Annotated in this window: 15 protein-coding genes; 6 read left to right on the top strand and 9 right to left on the bottom strand. The window is 38.4% G+C overall.

Translation table 11 applies throughout. The features are described from left to right. Positions 1-9: 9 nt before the first annotated feature. The 6 genes from I3217_RS04095 (at position 10) to I3217_RS04070 (ending at position 11281) form a co-directional block, all read left to right on the top strand. Complete coding sequence (locus I3217_RS04095; protein WP_435048459.1) at positions 10-2433, top strand: sugar-binding domain-containing protein; 2424 nt, start codon at positions 10-12, stop codon at positions 2431-2433. Positions 2434-2526: 93 nt separating this feature from the next. Next, positions 2527-3537, top strand: a complete 1011-nt coding sequence (locus tag I3217_RS04090; protein WP_435048458.1) for a nucleoside hydrolase — start codon at positions 2527-2529, stop codon at positions 3535-3537. Between the two features lie 76 nt (positions 3538-3613). After that, complete coding sequence (locus I3217_RS04085) at positions 3614-6046, top strand: sugar-binding domain-containing protein (protein WP_435048457.1); 2433 nt, start codon at positions 3614-3616, stop codon at positions 6044-6046. A 36-nt stretch (positions 6047-6082) separates the two neighbouring features. Further along, positions 6083-8269: a family 43 glycosylhydrolase gene (locus tag I3217_RS04080; protein WP_435048456.1), complete on the top strand. Its 2187-nt coding sequence runs from the start codon at positions 6083-6085 to the stop codon at positions 8267-8269. Positions 8270-8381: 112 nt separating this feature from the next. Next, positions 8382-9392, top strand: coding sequence for a glycoside hydrolase family 43 protein (locus tag I3217_RS04075; RefSeq protein WP_435048455.1), 1011 nt, complete (start codon positions 8382-8384; stop codon positions 9390-9392). Between the two features lie 23 nt (positions 9393-9415). Then, complete coding sequence (locus I3217_RS04070) at positions 9416-11281, top strand: NPCBM/NEW2 domain-containing protein (protein WP_435048454.1); 1866 nt, start codon at positions 9416-9418, stop codon at positions 11279-11281. Between the two features lie 100 nt (positions 11282-11381). Here I3217_RS04070 and I3217_RS04065 read toward each other — a convergent pair whose 3' ends face one another. The 9 genes from I3217_RS04065 to I3217_RS04025 form a co-directional block, all read right to left on the bottom strand. After that, positions 11382-11828: a hypothetical protein gene (locus I3217_RS04065; protein ID WP_435048453.1), complete on the bottom strand. Its 447-nt coding sequence runs from the start codon at positions 11826-11828 to the stop codon at positions 11382-11384. A gap of 79 nt (positions 11829-11907) precedes the next feature. Then, on the bottom strand, positions 11908-12414 hold the full coding sequence (locus tag I3217_RS04060; RefSeq protein ID WP_435048452.1) for an Hsp20/alpha crystallin family protein: 507 nt from the start codon (positions 12412-12414) through the stop codon (positions 11908-11910). Between the two features lie 161 nt (positions 12415-12575). Then, a complete protein-coding gene (locus I3217_RS04055; RefSeq protein ID WP_435048451.1) occupies positions 12576-13949 on the bottom strand; it encodes an MBL fold metallo-hydrolase RNA specificity domain-containing protein in 1374 nt (457 codons plus the stop codon). Positions 13950-13952: 3 nt separating this feature from the next. After that, positions 13953-14795: an ATP cone domain-containing protein gene (locus I3217_RS04050; protein ID WP_435048450.1), complete on the bottom strand. Its 843-nt coding sequence runs from the start codon at positions 14793-14795 to the stop codon at positions 13953-13955. A 73-nt stretch (positions 14796-14868) separates the two neighbouring features. After that, positions 14869-15720, bottom strand: coding sequence for a universal stress protein (locus I3217_RS04045; RefSeq protein ID WP_435048449.1), 852 nt, complete (start codon positions 15718-15720; stop codon positions 14869-14871). 70 nt (positions 15721-15790) lie between these two features. Continuing rightward, positions 15791-16621, bottom strand: a complete 831-nt coding sequence (locus I3217_RS04040; protein WP_435048448.1) for a universal stress protein — start codon at positions 16619-16621, stop codon at positions 15791-15793. Between the two features lie 5 nt (positions 16622-16626). Next, entirely contained in the window at positions 16627-17478 is an 852-nt protein-coding gene (locus tag I3217_RS04035; RefSeq protein WP_435048447.1) for a universal stress protein, read from the bottom strand. A 26-nt stretch (positions 17479-17504) separates the two neighbouring features. Beyond that, positions 17505-18347: a universal stress protein gene (locus I3217_RS04030; RefSeq protein ID WP_435048446.1), complete on the bottom strand. Its 843-nt coding sequence runs from the start codon at positions 18345-18347 to the stop codon at positions 17505-17507. Between the two features lie 429 nt (positions 18348-18776). Beyond that, positions 18777-19643 carry a universal stress protein gene (locus I3217_RS04025; RefSeq protein ID WP_435048445.1) on the bottom strand — a complete coding sequence of 289 codons (867 nt, stop codon included), beginning with the start codon at positions 19641-19643 and terminating at the stop codon, positions 18777-18779. Positions 19644-19678: the final 35 nt, after the last annotated feature.

The following is a 19678-nucleotide window of genomic DNA, read 5'->3' as shown; positions in this document are numbered from 1 at the left end:
GATTTTAATATGAAAGCATATTGTAACTGTTTGTTTATTATGTTTTTAAGTGTTCTTTTCTTTGGGTGTGCCTCCGAAACGGCACATGAAGATGACACTTTATTTGAAAAGCAGAATTTCGATTTTAACTGGAAATTTTCCTTGGGTGATTATCCGGAAGCTTCCAACTTAAATTACGATGATACCGGTTGGCGTACTTTGGATTTACCACATGACTGGAGTATCGAAGGCCAGGTGAAGGCGGATAACCCAACTGGAAATGATGGCGGATATTATCCTGCCGGAATAGGCTGGTACCGCAAAAGCTTTAATGTCGATAAAACCTTAGAAGGAAAGCAGCTTAGTATCTATTTTGAAGGGGTGTATATGAATGCGGAAGTATTTATAAACGGTGAGTCTTTAGGGGTACATCCTTATGGTTATACCTCTTTCGCTTTCGATTTAACCCCTTATGTTAAATATGGAGCCTCAAATCAGATTGCAGTGCGTGTCGATAATTCACAACAAAAAAATTGCCGCTGGTATAGCGGCTCAGGTATTTACCGACACGTTTGGCTTATGGTTGATGCTCCGGTGCACATAAAACACTGGGGTATTGGTATCTCAACTTCCAAGGTAACGCAAGCATCGGCTTTAGTAGAAATACATACCACATTAAAAAATGATTCTGAAGAAACACAGAATTTTGAATTGCTAACAGTTATAACTGACAAAAACGGTGAGACAGTAGCAGAGGAAACAGCGAGTGTAAGTTTAGAAGCGCATGCCGAAAAAGTAATTCCGAAAAACATTCAGGTTCATCATCCGGATTTATGGAGTCCGGAGTCACCTGATCTGTATAAAGCTGTTTTTATACTGAAACAGGGCGAAACTATTTTGGATAAGGAAACGCATGAATTTGGAATTCGTACGATAGGATATTCGGCTGAAACAGGATTTCAGTTAAATGGAAAACCCATAAAATTAAACGGCGGCTGCGTACATCATGATAATGGTATTTTAGGTGCAGCAGCATACGACAGGGCAGAAGAACGCAAAGTTGAGTTGTTAAAGTCGGCTGGTTATAATGCGGTTAGGACAGCGCATAATCCACCATCAGAAGCATTTCTTGAAGCCTGCGACCGCTTAGGGCTATTAGTTATTGATGAATCTTTCGATGGCTGGAAGGAACAAAAAACACCTTTCGATTACGCCAGTATATTCGATTCCTGGTGGCAGCGCGATATTGAAGCTATGGTATTGCGCGATCGTAATCACCCTTCAATAATTATGTGGAGCAGTGGTAACGAAATTATAGAGCGTACGAAACCCGAGGCGGTGGAAACGGCAGGAATTTTGAATAGTTACATCAGAACTCTGGATCCAACACGTCCGGTGACGTCTGCGATGACATCCTGGAGTCAGGGATGGGATATTTTTGATCCGCTAATGGCAGAACATGATATCTGTGGCTATAATTATATGATGCACGAATCTGAAGGCGATCACGATAGAGTCCCTTCTCGCGTCATTGTGCAAACAGAATCTTACCCGAAAGATGCCTTTTACAACTGGAAAATGGTACAGGATCACGATTATATTATTGGAGATTTTGTTTGGACAGCGATGGATTATCTTGGAGAATCCAGCATTGGTCGGTATTATTATCAGGGAGAACCGGAAGGACAGCACTGGGAAAAGGATTTTTATCCATGGCACGGGGCTTATTGCGGAGATATAGATTTAATAGGCTGGCGTAAACCAATTTCTCACTATCGCGATCTGCTTTGGAATTCTACCGAAAAGATTTATATGGCAGTACGCGAGCCAAACCCTTCGGAGGGCGAAATTAAAACCACGATGTGGGCTGTATGGCCAACCTGGGAAAGCTGGAACTGGCCGGGCCATGAAGGTAAACCAATAGCTGTTGAAGTGTACTCTAAATATCCGAAGGTAAGATTGTACCTTAACGATGAGCTGATTGGGGAGAAAGCAACCGGAATAGCAGAGGAATACAAGGCTGTTTTTACTTTGCCGTATAGCGAAGGCGTTTTAAAGGCCGTTGGAGTAAATGACGAGCAGGAACAGGAATCTTGTGTTTTAAAAACGGAACAACAGGCAAGTGAGATAAAATTGATAGCCGATAAAACAACAATGAAAGCCAATGGTCAGGATTTAGTATTTGTAACCGTAGAGGTCACAGATAATGATGGTCAGTTAGTAACCATAGCCGATAACAGTCTGTCTTTTACGGTGAGTGGCTCGGGAAGTATAATCGCTGCGGGTAATGCAAATTTAAAAGACGAAACACCTTATGTAGCTCTAAGCCAAAAGGTCTGGAAAGGGAGAGCTTTAGTAGTTCTGAAAAGTTCGCAGGCTACAGGAGAAATCAGGCTTAAAGCAGCGGCTGAAGGCTTAAAGAATGCGGAACTTATTGTGAATGTTGTAGATTAAGAAATCAAACAAAAAAGGGAAATAAAAAATTTAGGAATATAACTTTTTTTAATGGTATAGCTATGACGTTAAAATTTCCGAAAAACATTTAAGATGAACATAAAAGCCATATTTCTATTTTTACTATTGATATTCACTGTTTGGAGTCATCAGGCACAAATTAATCCGGATATTATACAGCCACGAAGTCGTGTCATTATTGATAATGATTTTGGAGGAGATCCGGATGGATTATTTCAATTGGCTCATCACATATTATCACCGGCAGTAGAGATAAAAGGTATAATTGGATCCATTCAATATTCAAACGGATTTTACGGATATCCTGGTAATGCTGAATATTCTACAGAGCGGGCTAAAGCCTTACTAGCGGTGATGGGGTTTCATGACAAATTAAGTGTGTATCAAGGAGCAGATACAGCATTAAAAGATACGCTTACGCCAATAAAAACAGAAGCGGCAAAGCTTATTATAAAAGAAGCTTTAAGAACAGATACTGACAAACCATTGTATGTGGTTTGTGGTGCTGGTTTAACAAATATTGCCAGTGCTGTATTAATGAAACCGGAAATTGGAGATAAAATAACTTTAATCTGGATAGGAGGTACAGAATACGAAGGCCTGTCCTGGCCACCTCCGGGAGCGTCTAAACAATGGGAATACAATACCGGAATTGATGTCAAGGCCTGCCAGGTTATATTTAATCAAAGTTCAATCCCTATATGGCAGGTTCCTAGAAATGCTTATAGACAGGCATTGATTTCGTATGCAGAATTGTTTCATAAAGTGGGAAAAAATAATCCGACGGGTAAATTTTTAATGGAAAGTTTAGAAGATCTTATGAAACGAGCTAATGGCGCATTGGGAGAGGCTTATGTTTTAGGCGATAGCCCTTTAGTACTACTTACAGCGCTGCAATCCTCCTGGGAAGTTGATCCGTCTTCCTGTAAATACGAATTACGGTCGGCTCCAAAAATTACCGATGCCGGGGTGTTTAAGGAAACTCAAAATAGACGAACCATCAGAGTGTATTATGATTTGGATATTCGCCTGATGTTCGAAGACTTTTTTACTAAACTCCATACCTTTAATCTTGATAACTAATGGAGTAATTACGGAGCTATATTGTCGTTTATAAGCGACGTTAAGGAATAAAATAAATGAAATTAATTAAAATAATATGCTGATAAAAGGAATTTTAAAACGGGTACTACTGGCGGTGTTTGTATTATCGCAAGTGCCGGTAATGGCCCAGATCTCTTTTGGAGATCCTGTAAAGATTAATGAGAACTGGAAGTTTAAACTTCAGGATAACACAGCGTTTAAGACCGCATCTTTTAAAGATAAGGATTGGAACACTGTTGACTTACCTCACGACTGGAGTGTGAAGGGACAATTAGATTCCACTCTGGCCAGTGCTACGGGGTATTTGCCTGGTGGGGTGGCCTGGTACAGGAAAACGATAGACATTCCTAAATCTAAAAAGGGAGAAAAAGTGTTTTTGTATTTTGAAGGCGTGTATAACAGAAGTGAAGTGTTTTTAAACGGAAAGTCCTTAGGAAAACGTCCTAACGGATATATCTCTTTCGCTTACGATGCTACTGAAGCCGTTAATTATGGTGGAAAGAATACCATTGCTGTTCGTGTAGACCACAGTCAGTCGGCAGACTCACGCTGGTATACCGGGTCCGGAATTTATCGCAATGTTTGGTTAGTGTATGCTAATCCAATTCATATCGGACAATGGGGCGTATTTGCCTATCCTGAGATGGATGGAGATTCAGGGACCTTACAGGTTGAGGTTAATCTGGAGAACGAAACGTCTAAACAGGAAACGGTTACCGTATTGAATCAATTAGTAAATGCAGCAGGTACAGTTGTGGCTTCAGATTCACAGGAAATTCCAATTGATAAAGAAGCTTCTGCTAAAGTAAATGCAAGCCTGAAATTAACCAATCCGGAACTTTGGAATTTAGAGCATCCGTATCTGTACACTTTAAAAACAACAGTGTCAACGCAGGGAAAAACAATCGATCAGACCAGTACTAAAACAGGGTTCAGAACATTTACCTTCGATGCCGATAAAGGCTTTGCCTTAAACGGGGAATGGATGAAAATGAAAGGCGTTTGTTTACATCACGATGCCGGAGTTTTAGGTTCTGCAGTACCTCGTGAGGTTTGGGAAACACGATTAAAAACCTTAAAGGATATTGGAGTCAATGCCATAAGAACCAGTCATAACCCACAGTCGCCGGATTTCTATGATTTGTGTGACAGCTTAGGGATTCTGGTTTTGAATGAAGCGTACGACGAGTGGGAATTTCCAAAACGTAAATGGCTACAAGGCTGGAATGTAGGAACACCTGGCTACCAGGGAAGTTATGATATTTTTAAAACCTGGTCTGAACAGGATTTAGCAGATATGGTACGTCGCGATAGAAACCATTTATCTGTATTTGCCTGGAGTATCGGGAACGAAGTAGATTATCCTAACGATCCGTATTCGCATCCGGTTTTAGCTGGTGGCGGCGACACAGGATTTTCTCAGGCCGTATATGGCGGATACAAAAAAGATGCTCCTGATGCCATGCGCCTGGGAGCCATTGCAAAACGTCTGGTGGCTACGGTAAAACAATACGATACCACGCGACCTACGACTGCGGGACTGGCAGGAGTAGCTATGTCTAATTTTACGGAGTATCCTGGAGCGCTGGATATTACAGGTTATAATTATACAGAAAGCAAATATTTGTCCGACCATGAAAAATATCCAAATCGCGTGATTTACGGTAGTGAAACCCGTCACGATTACGATGCCTGGAAAGCTGTTGTAGATAATGACCATATTTTTGGTCAGTTTCTGTGGACCGGAATTGATTATTTAGGAGAGTCCAGAGAATGGCCGTCACGAGGGTTTTATTCCGGATTAGTGGATTTTATGGGGCGTATAAAACCTATGGGCTATTTCCGTCAGTCGCTTTGGTCAGATAAACCTATGATTTATATAGGGACACATCCTTCGACAGAGAAATCGGGTAACGAATATTACAGCGATTCCTGGTCAAACTGGAATTACAATGCAGGACAGGAGATACGAGTAGTTTGTTATACTAACGCAGCAAAAGCGCGTCTGGAGTTGAATGGAAAAGTGGTTGGAGAAACCTTGCCATATAATGAGAAGACAGGATTTATGTCCTGGGATATCCCATTTCAGTCCGGGATTTTAGTGGCTGTAGGACTTAATGCCGCTAATCAGGAAGTTAGTCGTTATACCATTAAAACAGCAGGTCAGCCAGAGGCACTTACAGCTAAAGTAAATACCAGTGCTTTAGATCAGAATCATGATGTGACTCAGATTATTTTGGGAGTAACTGATAAGGATCAGAATCTGGTTTTAGCTTCCGAAAACGAAGTGACTTGTGAGATTTCAGGACCAGGTGAACTTTTAGGCATGGAAGCCGGAAATAATAGTGACATGGGCGATTATACCGATAATAAACAAAAGGTGTATAAAGGCGAAATGTCAGTATATATTAAGACTACAGAAAAAGGAAAACCGGTAACTGTAAAATTTACCAGTCCGGGATTAAAGTCGGTAGAAATTACCTTATAGTTAAAATAAAATTTAAATATCTAAATACATTTTATCATGATATATAATATTAAAAGGATGTCGGAAAACTTCAAGATAGTAATGCTTGGTTTGCTGGTAACCTCAGTCGTGTCGTGTAATGATAAAAACCAGAAGGCTAACGATGCTGGGGCAGAGGAGCAATTTACAAGTTATCTGTTTACCTATTTTACAGGAAACAGTAAGGATGAGGAAGCCATAAGATATGCCTTAAGTAACGACGGTTTCAATTACTATGCCCTAAACGACAATAAACCTATAATTGATTCCAAAGACATCAGTTCTACAGGTGGTGTTCGCGATCCGCATATTCTAAGAGGCGCCGACGGAAAAACGTTTTATATGGTAGTTACCGATATGGTTTCCGCTAACGGGTGGAGCTCCAATCGCGCCATGGTTTTAATGAAATCGACCGATTTAATTCACTGGTCGTCTACCGTTGTAAATATTCCTGAAACCTATCCGGATGAGTTTAGCGATATAGTAAGAGTCTGGGCACCGCAAACCATATACGATGAGAAAACAGATCAGTACATGATTTACTGGTCGATGTTAGGATCACAGGGCCCGGATATTATCTATTATGCCTATGCCAATAAAGATTTTACAGGACTGACAACTACGCCAAAGCAATTGTTTTTTAGCCCGACAAACAGTGCCTGTATAGATGGTGATATTATCTATAAAGATGGAAAATACCATCTGTTTTTTAAAAATGAAAGTCAGGGTGGAGGTATTCGAAAAGCGGTATCTGATAAGTTAACAGAAGGCTATGTACAGCAGGACGGTTTTTACGATCAGACCGATGCCGCTGTAGAAGGTTCAGGTATTTTTAAATTAATCGATTCTGATGCCTACATCTTAATGTACGATATGTATACTTCGGGAACGTATCAGTTTACAAAATCAAATGATCTGGAACATTTTACAGTTGTAGATGATGCCATTTCTATGAATTTCCATCCGCGTCACGGTACGGTAATTCGCATCACCGAAAAGGAAAAACAAGCTTTGTTGAAGCAATGGGGTACGCTGGATAAAAGTGCGTTTCTAACAGTAGAAGGAGAAGGTGTTAAGCAAAATAATGTGGATATAAATGACCAGAATAATACCATGTATGTTCCAGTAGCTCCGGGTACAGATATTGCGAATCTGGATTTGAAACTAAAAACTACGCCCTGGGTAAGTATTGTAACAGAAGGACCACAGGATTTTACGAAAGGTGCTGTGGCTTACACGATTGAATCCGAGGGAAAACAACGAATCTATAAAGTTGCTGTGCATCAGGATAATAATCCGGTTTTAGCAGGGTATTACGCCGATCCGGAAATTATCTATTCGCATAAAACCAATAAGTATTATCTCTATCCTACCAGCGACGGATTTACAGGCTGGTCGGGAACTTATTTTAAAACGTTTTCTTCTCCAGACCTGATACACTGGACCGCTGAAGGTGTCATTTTAGATTTGAAAAAGGACGTGAGTTGGGCCGATCGCAATGCCTGGGCGCCTTGTGCCATTGAGAAAAAAGTAAATGGTGAATATAAGTACTTCTATTATTTTACCGCAGCACAAAAAATTGGTGTAGCCGTAGCCGATAATCCTGAGGGGCCTTTTGTCGATTCTGGTCAGCCTATTATTGGCGAAAAACCTGAAGGTATCAACAGAGGCCAGGAAATAGACCCCGATATTTTTACAGATCCGGTTTCAGGAAAAAGTTATTTGTACTGGGGTAACGGCTATATGGGCGTAGTTGAATTAAATGACGATATGATTTCTGTGAAACCCAATAGCTTTAAACGTTTAAATCCTGGAGGAACTTTTAGAGAGGGGACCGAAGTATTTTACAGAAAAGGAAAGTATTATTTCCTTTGGTCTGAAGACGATACACGCAGCCCGAATTACAGGGTGCGTTATGCCACTTCAAATTCTCCAACCGGTCCTTTGCATATTCCTGAAAACAACTTAATTTTAGAGAAAATTCCTGAAGCCGGTATTTATGGTACCGGTCACAACAGTGTCATCCAGAAACCGGATACAGATATCTGGTATATGGTATACCATCGTTTTAATCGCCCGAAAGGGATAACTATGGGAGATGCTGCTGGTTACAATCGCGAAGTGTGTATCGATAAAATGGAATTTAATGCAGATGGCAGTATTAAACCGGTGGTGCCAACTGTGGAAGGGTTGCAACCTCAATAGAGTTTCACTTTAATTTCAGGCATAGAAAGTAACCTTTATTCTTTGAAGTATTATCTGTTGTTCGTAAAAACTATAGATAATACTTCAAGTTATTTTGAAAAATGAACGACTAATGAATTTAAAACAACTAACATGTTTTGCTGGGGTAATCGCCTTAGGTATTCCTGCTTTCGGGCAGACTCAAAGTGCTAAGCAAGAAAATTTTAAAGAGAAAAATATAATACATACCTGGGAAGCTAAAGGCAATCCCATTGTAACACATAAATACACTGCCGATGCCGCTGCTTTAGTCCATAAGGATACCCTTTTTATTTATACCGGGGAAGATTTTAAAGGCGGACAAACCGGCTATAATATTTTAAACTGGTGTGTATTTGCAACTACAGATATGAAACATTTCTGGGAGTATAAAACCCCTTTAAAAGCATCAGATTTTAAATGGGGCGAGCAAAATGCAGCCTGGGCCAGTCAGGTGATAGAACGCAATGGTAAGTTTTACTGGTATACAAGTTCCCAGACTACAGGTATAGGAGTGGCGGTTTCCGATAGACCGGAAGGCCCTTTTAAAGATGCTCTAGGAAAACCTTTATTTACTAATAATGATAGTTTTGGAAAGACGCATAGCTGGCGTACTATAGACCCTTCGGTGTTTATAGATGACGATGGTCAGGCCTGGATTTACTGGGGTAATGGCGCCTGCTGGGTCGCCAAACTGAATGAGGATATGATTTCATACGATAAAGATTATGGTATTAAAATGGTCGATATTCAAGGCGATATGGCATTCCCGTTTACAGAAGCGCCTTGGATCCAGAAACGAAACGGTAAGTATCTATTGTCGTTTGCAGTTGGTTTTCCTGAACGTATAGCCTATGCTATTGGAGATAAGCCGGAAGGGCCATACCAGTATCAGGACATTATTAATGAAATTGCGGGAAACAGCAATACCAACCATCAGGCCATTATTGATTTTAAAGGTGAATCGTATTTTATTTATCACAACGGCGGTATTCAGACCGATGGTGGAAGTTTTAGTCGTTCTATTTGTATCGACAAACTGGAGTATAATAAAGACGGCACCATAAAACCTGTAATCATGACTACTAAAGGTGTAGGTAATTAATAGCTATAAATAAAACTTTGAAAATGAAAATTATTAACGCATTTAAGGTGTTTCTTGTGGTTACGCTTCTGGTAGCCTGTAAGGAAGAGAAAAAAAATGAAGTAACAGCAGAAGTTACTCCGCCCTTGGAAACTTTTAAAACCTGGGCTTTAACGCCGCCTATGGGCTGGAACAGCTGGGATTGTTTCGGGCCATCGGTAGTAGAAGATGAAGTGAAAGCCAATGCCGATTATATGGCAAAGCATCTAAAAAGTTCAGGATGGGAATATGTGGTAGTGGACATTCGCTGGTATGTCGATAATCAAACTACCGGACATTATAATGCTTATGGAGAATCTGATTTTATTTTAGATGAATACGGGCGTTATATGCCATCGCCGAAACGTTTTCCATCGGCAGCCAATGGTGCTGGTTTTAAACCACTAGCCGATTATATTCACAGTCTGGGACTAAAATTCGGTATCCATATTATGCGCGGGGTACCTAAAGAAGCCGTTTTTAACAAACTACCGATTAAGGGAACCGATATTACTGCCGATCAGATTTATTCTATCGAATACGAATGTACCTGGCTTCAGGATAATTATACTGTAGTAAAAGATAAGCCGGGAGCGCAGGAGTATTATAATTCCATGTTCGATATGTATGCTTCCTGGGGATTGGATTTTGTAAAAGTTGATGATTTATCTCGTCCGTATCATACCAATGAAATAGAAATGATCCGTAAGGCAATAGATCAGACCGGACGTCCTATTGTATTAAGTATGTCGCCTGGTGCTACGCCAATCGACCAGCACGAGCATGCTACAGCAAATGCCAATATGTGGCGAACTATTGATGATTTCTGGGATAACTGGGCACAGTTAAACTATTCCTTCGAAAAGTGTGCAGAATGGGCACCTTATATTTCTCCTGGAGCATGGCCGGATGCCGACATGTTGCCTTTAGGGAAATTTATTAGAGGAGAACGTGCAACCGACCGCTATACCAAGTTTACTAAAGACGAGCAATATACCTTAATGACACTTTGGACCATGTTTAAGTCGCCATTAATGTTTGGAGGAAATTTGCCTGATAATGATGATTTTACTAATGCATTAATAACTAACGAAGAAGTGTTGAAAGTACACAGCACGTCGGTAAATAATAAGCAGTGGTTTAAAGCTAATGATTTGATTGGCTGGACAGCCGACGATCCGGAGTCGGGGGATAAGTTTGTAGCTGTATTTAACAGTGCTGGCGATGGTTTTGTGTCGACAGATAATTTGTTATACCGCAGCGGAACCGTGTCGCATTTAACGGATGGTTTTGGAGAAGACATTTCTGTAACACTTCCCGAAGGCAGTAAAAATTTGTATTTAATAGTTAATGATGGCGGTGATGGATACGCCTGGGATCACGCTAACTGGATAAACCCTACGGTTTACAAAAAAAATGGAGATTCCATAAAACTTACCGAATTACCTTGGAAATCGGCTACAGCTGGCTGGGGTGTTGTTGGAGTTAACAAAAGTGTTTCCGGAGGGGAACTGAATGTAAAAGGAACCGTTTATAAAAATGGTATTGGGACACATTCACAATCTATAATTCATTTTGAATTACCGGAAGATTGTGTTCAGTTTAAAGCCTTTGGAGGCCTGGATAAAGTGGGGACCGACGTAAAAGAAGGCTCAACAGTAGAGTTTATGGTATCTACCGAAGATCCGACACCTAAAGATGAAAAACCTACTGCGATTCCAGTAAATCTGGAAGAACTTGGATTCTCAAGAGCTTGTAAAGTGCGCGATTTATGGTCTAAAACCGATTTAGGAACCTTCTCGGAATCTGAATTTTCGCCAACCATAAATTACCACGGCGCAGGTCTGTACCGTATTTCCGAAGTTAAATAATAAATATAGTCGTTTTATAATATAAATAAAGCACGCTTTAAAATTTAAGGCGTGCTTTATTCATTTTAATGGAAGTGGTTGTTAGTTATATTTAAAAAAATTAAGGCAATAAGCGTTTTTGTTTGCCTTCTTTTAAAATGTTTTTTATGATGTCGAATAATTGCGTCTTTAACGCTTTATAATGGTCCATAAATTCACTGACCTGAGAAATGAGTTTATAGTGTTCGTCTCGGTAAGCTTCTTCTTCCTGTTCGCTGTGTACGGCATCTACCATTATTTTTAGTCCTTTTTCATGGTTTTGAATCACGTCTAAAAGGGTGGCTGTTTCTTTTTGTGAGGTTCTTAATTGTTCTACTATTGATTTGCTTTCTTCGAGATGTTTAGAATCTATAAGTTGAAGGGTATAGGATTTAACCAAATCATCGAAAAACAACTGTTCTACCTTTACAAAATGCAATTCGGACAACCATTTTACAGAGCCTTTATGCATAGTGTCTGCATTTAACCAGGGTTCTGAAGTTTTGTTTTTTATGTCTTGCGTTTTCATCTTGATTATGTTTTAAGTGAAAAAGCAGAAGGACACTATTCGGGGCAGCATACTGTGCTTCTGCTTTTTGTTGAAGCGCTTATTTCACTTCAATTTCTTTCTTAGGAATTTCAGGGGCTTCAGTGTCTTCTTTTTTCAATAAATTAATTTTTAAAACACCATTTTCGTAAACGGCATTTACATCTTGTTCTAAATCTACACTAGGAGGTAAAGCTATGGACTTGTTGAATGAGGTATAGCTAAATTCCTTATGAGAATAGTTGTCTTCTTTTTGTTCGTCTTTTACTTCTTTTTCGGCAAAGACATGAAGTACATCGTCTTCCAAGGTGACTTTAAAATCTGTTTTGTTGAAACTTGGTGCTGCAAATTCAATTTCAATATGGTCTTCTTCATCCTTTACATTCATAGCAGGCATAAGACTTTGGTCTTTGAAGAAGTCTTTATCGAAAAAATCATTTATTCTAGGAAAATTATTAAAAGAGCTATCAAATAATCGACTCTCCCAAGGACGTAACAGACTGTTGCTCCATGGTGTAAACAGGTCTTTCTCAAATTGAGACAACCCGTTTCTTTTTCTGCGTTTCATTAAAGTTGTCATGATATTAGGTATTAAGTTATAATTAATTTGATACTCTAATTTAGGGATAGAAACAGGGTTTTGCAATGATATATATCAGTGATTCAGGGTGTTTTGGTGGTTTTTAATGGCGGAATTACCATACGTTCTGCTTGTTAATTTTAGGGGACTTAAATCGGGATATGTTCTATGGCATTAAGTTTAGGTATTTTAACATTCCAGTGGAAGCTGTCTTTTAATTTTACTCTGAAGGCGTTTAAAGCTGTAGGTTCTCCATGGATGAGGTAAACACATTCCGGAATGTTTTTTAGTTTAGACATCCAGTCTAACAGGTCGTTCTGGTCGGCATGGGCCGATAAACTTTCAATACATTTAACAGTGGCTTTAACCGGATAGTATTTTCCGAAAAACCGAAGTTCATGTGCGCCTTCTTTCAGAAGTCGACCTCGTGTACCTTCCGCCTGATAGCCCACTAAAAGTACGGTAGTTTTAGAGTCGTCTACGAGTTGTTTTAAATAGGTTAATACGCGGCCACCGGTTACCATACCACTACCGGCAATAATAATTTTAGAACGTTTGTCGTCTATGGTTTCCCAGGTTTCCTTGTACGATTGTATAATGTTTACATGGTTGAGCATGGCACTGTATTCGGCATCCGATAGTTTATGCCATTTGGGAAAACGATGAAAAACCTCCAGTACATTGTTTCCCATAGGGCTGTCTATAAAAATGGGAATGTTTGGTATTTTGTTTTTTTTATACAGCTGCCAGAGCAAATACATGAGAGTTTGCAGGCGTTCCACAGCAAAGCTGGGGATAATTAAATTTCCGTTTTTATGTATGGTATCACTTATAATGTTACTTAAAATACGTTCTACATCTTCATCGGGATGTAATTTGTCTCCATACGTACTTTCAACAAACAGAAAATCGGCCCATTCGGGTTTTTTTGGAGCATCCAGTAAATAATCGTTTGTTCGGCCTATGTCTCCTGAAAATACAAAGCGTTTTCCGTTAATATCCAGTTCTATAAATGTGGCCCCGATGATGTGGCCGTTATACTGAAATCGATAAGATATCAGATTGGAGAAGCTAATCCATTGTCCCGGCATCTCCACCTGAAAATGTGTAATGGTTTTTTCGGCCTGTTGTCTGGTGTAAAAGGGTAGGGCGGGGTTATGCGACGAATAATTGTCTTTATTGGCCTGTTCTGCCTCTTCTTCATAAATCTTGGCACTGTCGTTTAGTATAATTTCTGCTATGGCCAGAGTAGGAGCTGTCCCGATTATTTTTCCTGAAAATCCGGCGTCGACCAGACGAGGTAAATAGCCCACATGATCTAGGTGGCCGTGAGTTAACAAAACTACATCTATTTCGGGTACTTGTATAGGTAAAGCTTGCCAGTTTAATTCCCGTAAATCTTTAAGCCCTTGAAACATGCCGCAATCAATTAAAATATTACCTTCGGAAGTTTCTACAAGAAATTTCGAACCGGTAACGGTACCCGCGGCGCCTAGAAAATGTACTTTAACAAAATTATCCATGACTTACGCATTACAGAGACTTTTAATCTCATTAAATATTTTTTCTTTTCGTATTTCTGAAATTCCTAAATGATCCAGATAAAAGTGGTCGTCAATCAAACTTTTGTACAGCACTACATTTCTGCTTAATAAAAACTGTTTTTCTCGTTTAGTGAGTAATGTAGATACGGTAACGGGGTAAAGTCCCAGTCGGTCTATGCGGTCTTTTAGAGCATCATCTTTAGGGAAATCCCAGCTTAATAAATATAATCCGACACACTTACTGTATTGCATTGCGTCCTGAGTAAATCGCGTATTTGTAACCACCCAGCCCTGAGTGAGTTGCGTCTTTTTCTTTTTGGTTTTCTCCCAGTGGGCTTTAACATCATTGTATCGGGAATGTATGTATAGCGGAATCTTAACATTACAGTTTAAGCCTTCCTCACTATGAAATTTACATTCTATAACCGTGGTTTCGTTATTTTTTTGAGCGATAACATCTATTTCGTGCGTGACACATTGTCCCTGCAGGATTTGATTGATTTCTGTTTGGTAGCCCGATTGTTTTAAAATGGCGGCTATAAAATGTTCGAATGGGAAGCCGGTAGGTCCTAATTCGTAAATGGCGCGTTTTAATTTATATTTGGAGGCCATACAGCCTTTTTTTCGTTTTAATAAGGCAAAGGCCCGATTGTAAATTTCTTTGGTACTAATGCCTTGATATAATTCGTCTCGCACCTTGTCGATAATCTGACTTATGGTTTTGGAGTCGGCTCCGGCTTTATGCAGGGAACGTTTTAGTTTTTCGATTGAAAAATTAACTCTTTCCCCCGAAGATTTGATGATTTTTATAGCCTCCGTTTCCATGCTGTGTTGCGTTTAGAGTTTTCCAGATCATAAGAATTAACCTGGTTAAATTCAGATGTTTCAGCAGACCTATTTAGTTTCTTAAATCATGTAACACAAAAAGTGGTACCTGAGAGTCGAAACTGATTTCTTTTACCAGCGGATGGGTTAAAAGACTTCCAAAAAATGCATGCTTTTTATTAATAAAAGCTACCATGTCGCTGTCCCGGCTTTCGACAAAACAGTTAATTGCTGTTGGAATATCCATTTTACTTAACATATGAAATGAATAGGGAATGCCTTCAAAATATTCTTCCAGAAGGGCTTTGTTTGCTAACTGAGCATCATTCAGTTCTTTTTCGGTTTTAATGTGTAAAATTCTAATAGCCGCCTGTGATTTTTTTGCGAGATCAATAACGTGTTTTAGTTCACGTTGTTTAAAATGGGTTTTAAAGCTGGTAGGAAATACAATTTCTTTAGGAAGGTTGTATCTGGCTTTTTTAGGCACAACAATTACCGGGCAGTTTCTTACTTTTTCCATAACTTCTACCGCTACACTACCGAATATTTTGGTAGCTGTGTCGTTTTCGCCACGGGTTCCCATAATGATCATTTCAATATCCTTGTCTTCAACGGTTTGTTTTATACCTTCCACAGGATTGTTAAATATGGAAATGGTTTCAAATTCGTGTAAGCCTTTTGGAGGTTTTAAGGCTATTTTATCTAATAGTTTTGCCAGTCCGTTTTCGGAATATAATCTGGCATTTTCGTACATTTCGCTACCGGGCTCCATATTTATCAAGGAGTCTATAATATTACTGGTTACCGAAAAAACGTGTAACAAGTAAAATGTACAAGGTTCGTCGTTGTAAATGTCTAATGCATAGTTTAGGGCCTGCCATGCATTGTCTGAGAAATCTGTAGGTATTAATATCTTGCGTTTCATTGTATTGCACTTTAAAGGGTTCTGTTAAATTTAGTTTAGAAGCGCTTGAAATGCAATGATATATATCAGCCTATTCGGGGATGACCAGCATGGGGATGGAAGGTTTTAACCCCAGATTTTCTATAATGTTTTCTTTTACCATTTTTTCCAGAAAACTATGTTTATAATGTACAAGCGCCAGTAAATTAATGCCAAAATCTTCTACGAAATTTATGATTTCAATACTTTTTTTAGTGCGTTTTGGCATGGAATGTACGGTATATTCATAGTTGTTTAAATCAGACTTCAACTTCATTAAATTGTATTTCTGCACTTCCGATAATTCTTTACTGTCGTTTATATGAACGATTTTTATTTTAGAAATAAAAACATCGGCCAGATGTTTTAAAGCCCTGATTTCTTTATTGGTATAAGTGCGACTGTAATCGGTAGGGAAGGCGATGTATTCGGGCTTTACAAATTCAAATTCGTCAGGAACAATAAGGATGGCACAGTATTTTAAATGTTTTAAAACCTGAATGGTATGGCTGCCTAAAACCAGTTCTTTAGCTCCGGTTGCCCCTTTGGTTCCCATAATTACTAGGTCGATATTCCAGTCGGTAATCGCTTTGGTTATTGCAGTATTTAAATCTTTGTCACTTAATAAAATCTGAAAATCATGGTTGTCATTGGCATCGGTAGTTTCTGCCAGATATTTCAAATTAATTAATTGCTTCATGGCTTCTTCCTCTTTTTTCCTTGAAGAAATACCGGGAAGTTTAGCCATACTGAGGTTGTCATGATGCGTGGAATTTAACAGGTAAAATGTACAGTATTCGTCTCTATAAAACTTTAGTGCATATACTATGGCATTCCACGCATTGTCTGAAAAATCGGTAGGTAATAAAATGTTGAGTTTCATAATCACTAGTTTTTAAGTTTGCTTTGTGGAAGTACTAAAAAGGGCGTAACTAAATGAAAACCAATCTGATTTATTCTGGATTTAAAGAATAAACTTTCAAAAAAAGTATGTTTATTCTTAATCATTACCAGCAGTTGTACCGGAGTTTCGGTCTGGAAATTATTAATGGCTTCCTGAACATTTTGACCACTAACACTGTGGAACTTATGTTTTAGATTGGCAAAATACGTTTTTAGTTTACTCTTGTTATTTCTTTGTTTTTCGGATAGGTCATACCCGAAAGAGGCATTCATAACATGTAGACTGGCTTCGTGTGAAGCTACAATATCTGTTATGGGTTGCATTTGGTCATCTTTATAATCAATTTCGTAATCAGTAGGGAACAGGATATGTTCCGGGGTCTCAAAATTATAGCCTTCTGGTACGGCTAATACGGGACATTTTATATTTTTAATAACATGTACTGTGTTTGAGCCGAATAAGACTTCGTTTACACCGCTGGCCCCTTTAGTGCCCATAACGACGTAATCGATACCTCGAAAATCTACGATATCACTAATTTCCGGGATTAGGGCGTTAAAGGACGAAATGATTTCAATAATGTGATTGGGGTTGTGATATTCGTCTTCAATTTTGCTTTTTGTTGCTTTTAAATCTTTCATTGCATTTTCCTTCACTACGTCTAAAAGTCCGAATTGATTAGATACTATAAACGAATAACCGGCATCGTAAACAATTGGAGTATAGGTGTGGAGTAAAAAGAAGGTGCAGATATCATTTTTGAATAATTGCATGGCATACGCGATAGCATTCCAGGCATTATCAGAAAAATCTGTTGGTAAGAGTATCCGTTTCATGATAATTAATTTAATAAATGTTATTGTTAACGATTTGTATTCTGCAATGCTAAAAATGGAATATCCAGGTTCAGACTTAGCGTATCTATCTTGGCTTTAAACAAAATATTCTCTAAAAAAGAATGTCTTGTTTTTACCATTACCAGCATGTTTATATTGTCGTTTTTTATTGTCTCTATTATGGTTGGTACCACATTTTTGGTATTGGAAATATGGAATGCGGTGTTTACTTTTAAAGTCTCCTCAATATCACGCAGGTTATTTTTTTGTCTGACAGACAGGTGATTCATAGTTGATATGTAAAGTAGGTTTATGTTGGCATGATTGGCCTTAGCTATATTTTTAACCAGTTTAAGCTCTCGCTGTTTATAAGGAATTAAAAAATCGGATGGGAAAAGGATTTTATTCACCGGCGTAAAAGTGTAACCACTTGGGATTGATAACACCGGACATTCTACATATTTAAGAACCTGAAGTGTATGGCTTCCAAATACAACCCTGTTATCGTTACTTTGGCCTTTGGTCCCCATAATAATAAGGTCTATGTCAAAATCGTTTACCACTTTATCAGCAGCTTCTACCAGCATATTGTTAATGGCCAGAGTGTAAAAGCTGTGTTTGTCGTTTTCAAAATTACGGTTTACAAAGTTTAAGATGTCCTCCAATTTTTCGCCTGAAGTTTTACAGATGCTTTCTGTGATTTCTGATAAGGTAGCTGTTTCTAATAAGTCCTGATCCTGATAAATTTCATCCTGGTAGGCGTGCAAAAAATAAAACGTAGTTTCCTTGTCCTTAAAGAGGTTTAAGGCGTACGCTATAGCATTCTTGGCGTTTTCTGAAAAATCGGTAGGAATTAATATATGTCGCATGACTTTAAGATTTATAACTAAAGTTAGTATAGCAAATTGTGATTTGAAATGATATATATCAGACTTTTAGGTCTGTAGCGTATAACAAGGAAAAGCAAATGGGAATTTACATCATAACAAAAGGGAATTATTAAATTAATAACTCCCTTTTAGTTACAGAAAACTCCATATGTAATTGATTAATAGCCTCATTTAAAGAAACAGAAAGCCGAAACCTTCTGTTTCCTGTTGGTTTAATTGTATTTTTCAAGGTAATCTAATTCTATTATGACGGGGTTTAAAAATGTAAACCCAAAGTGTATTGAATAATACAAGTAAACCTTTCGATACTCCCAATCTTTAAAAGATCGCTTTTATGTTCATCTAAGGTATAATTTATAAGAGGTTTAAACACTGATATTTATCAGTCTTATGTAGTTTGGAACAGTTCTAAATCGCCGTCTTAATAAAGGTGTTTTCGTGTAGTACCAGAAACGGAATTTTAGTGTGATAACTTACAGAAGTAATGGTTGACTGGAAGAGAAGTTGCTGAAAATAGTTCAGGTTTTTAGCAACCATACAAATTAAATCTACATTCCGACTTTCAGTAAAGCACTGTATGGCTTCCTCGGTATTCTTAGCGTTTAGATACTTAAATTCATGAGGGACAGCATTAAAATAATCGTCCAGTAGTGCTTTGTTTTTTTCCTGATCTTTATTGAGATGTACAGCAGATTTACTGATGTGTACAATACTGAGCAGTGCTTTGTCTTTCTTTAAAATGTCGTTTAAAGGATTTAAAAGATTTAAGTTGTAATGCAAAGTAAAGTCTGAAGGAAATGCTATAGTTTTGGGTTTGCTGAACCGGGCTTCCAGAGGAATGGCCAGTGTGGGGCATTTCACTTTTGTAAATACATCTCCGGTATGGCTGCCAATACGAATTCTATTATAATTGGTGGCACCTTTTGTTCCCATAACAATAAGGTCTATCTGGTGGTCTTGTACCGTTTTCCGAATAGCGTCGATAAAGAAATTATAATCGGTAAGGATATTAAATTTATGATTCTTGTTTTTAGGGAATTCCAGTACTATTTGTTTTAAAAGATGACGCAGTTTTTTACGTGAGGGCTTCAGAAAAATGTCCTCTATAAGGTCGTCGGTAGCGACATAGGCACTATCATCCATTAAAACCTTGTTGATAAGATTAATATGAAGGATATAAAAATTACAGGTTTCGTCTTCAAAGAAATTAATGGCATACTTTATGGCATTCCAGGAATTTTCCGAGAAGTCTGTGGGTAGCAATATATTTTTCATCTTTTAAAGCCTTTTATAACTTAAATTTAGGCCTA

The organism is Formosa sp. S-31, assembly GCF_051172795.1.
Lineage (GTDB): Bacteria > Bacteroidota > Bacteroidia > Flavobacteriales > Flavobacteriaceae > Formosa.
This window is presented reverse-complemented; position numbering and strand designations above follow the sequence as displayed.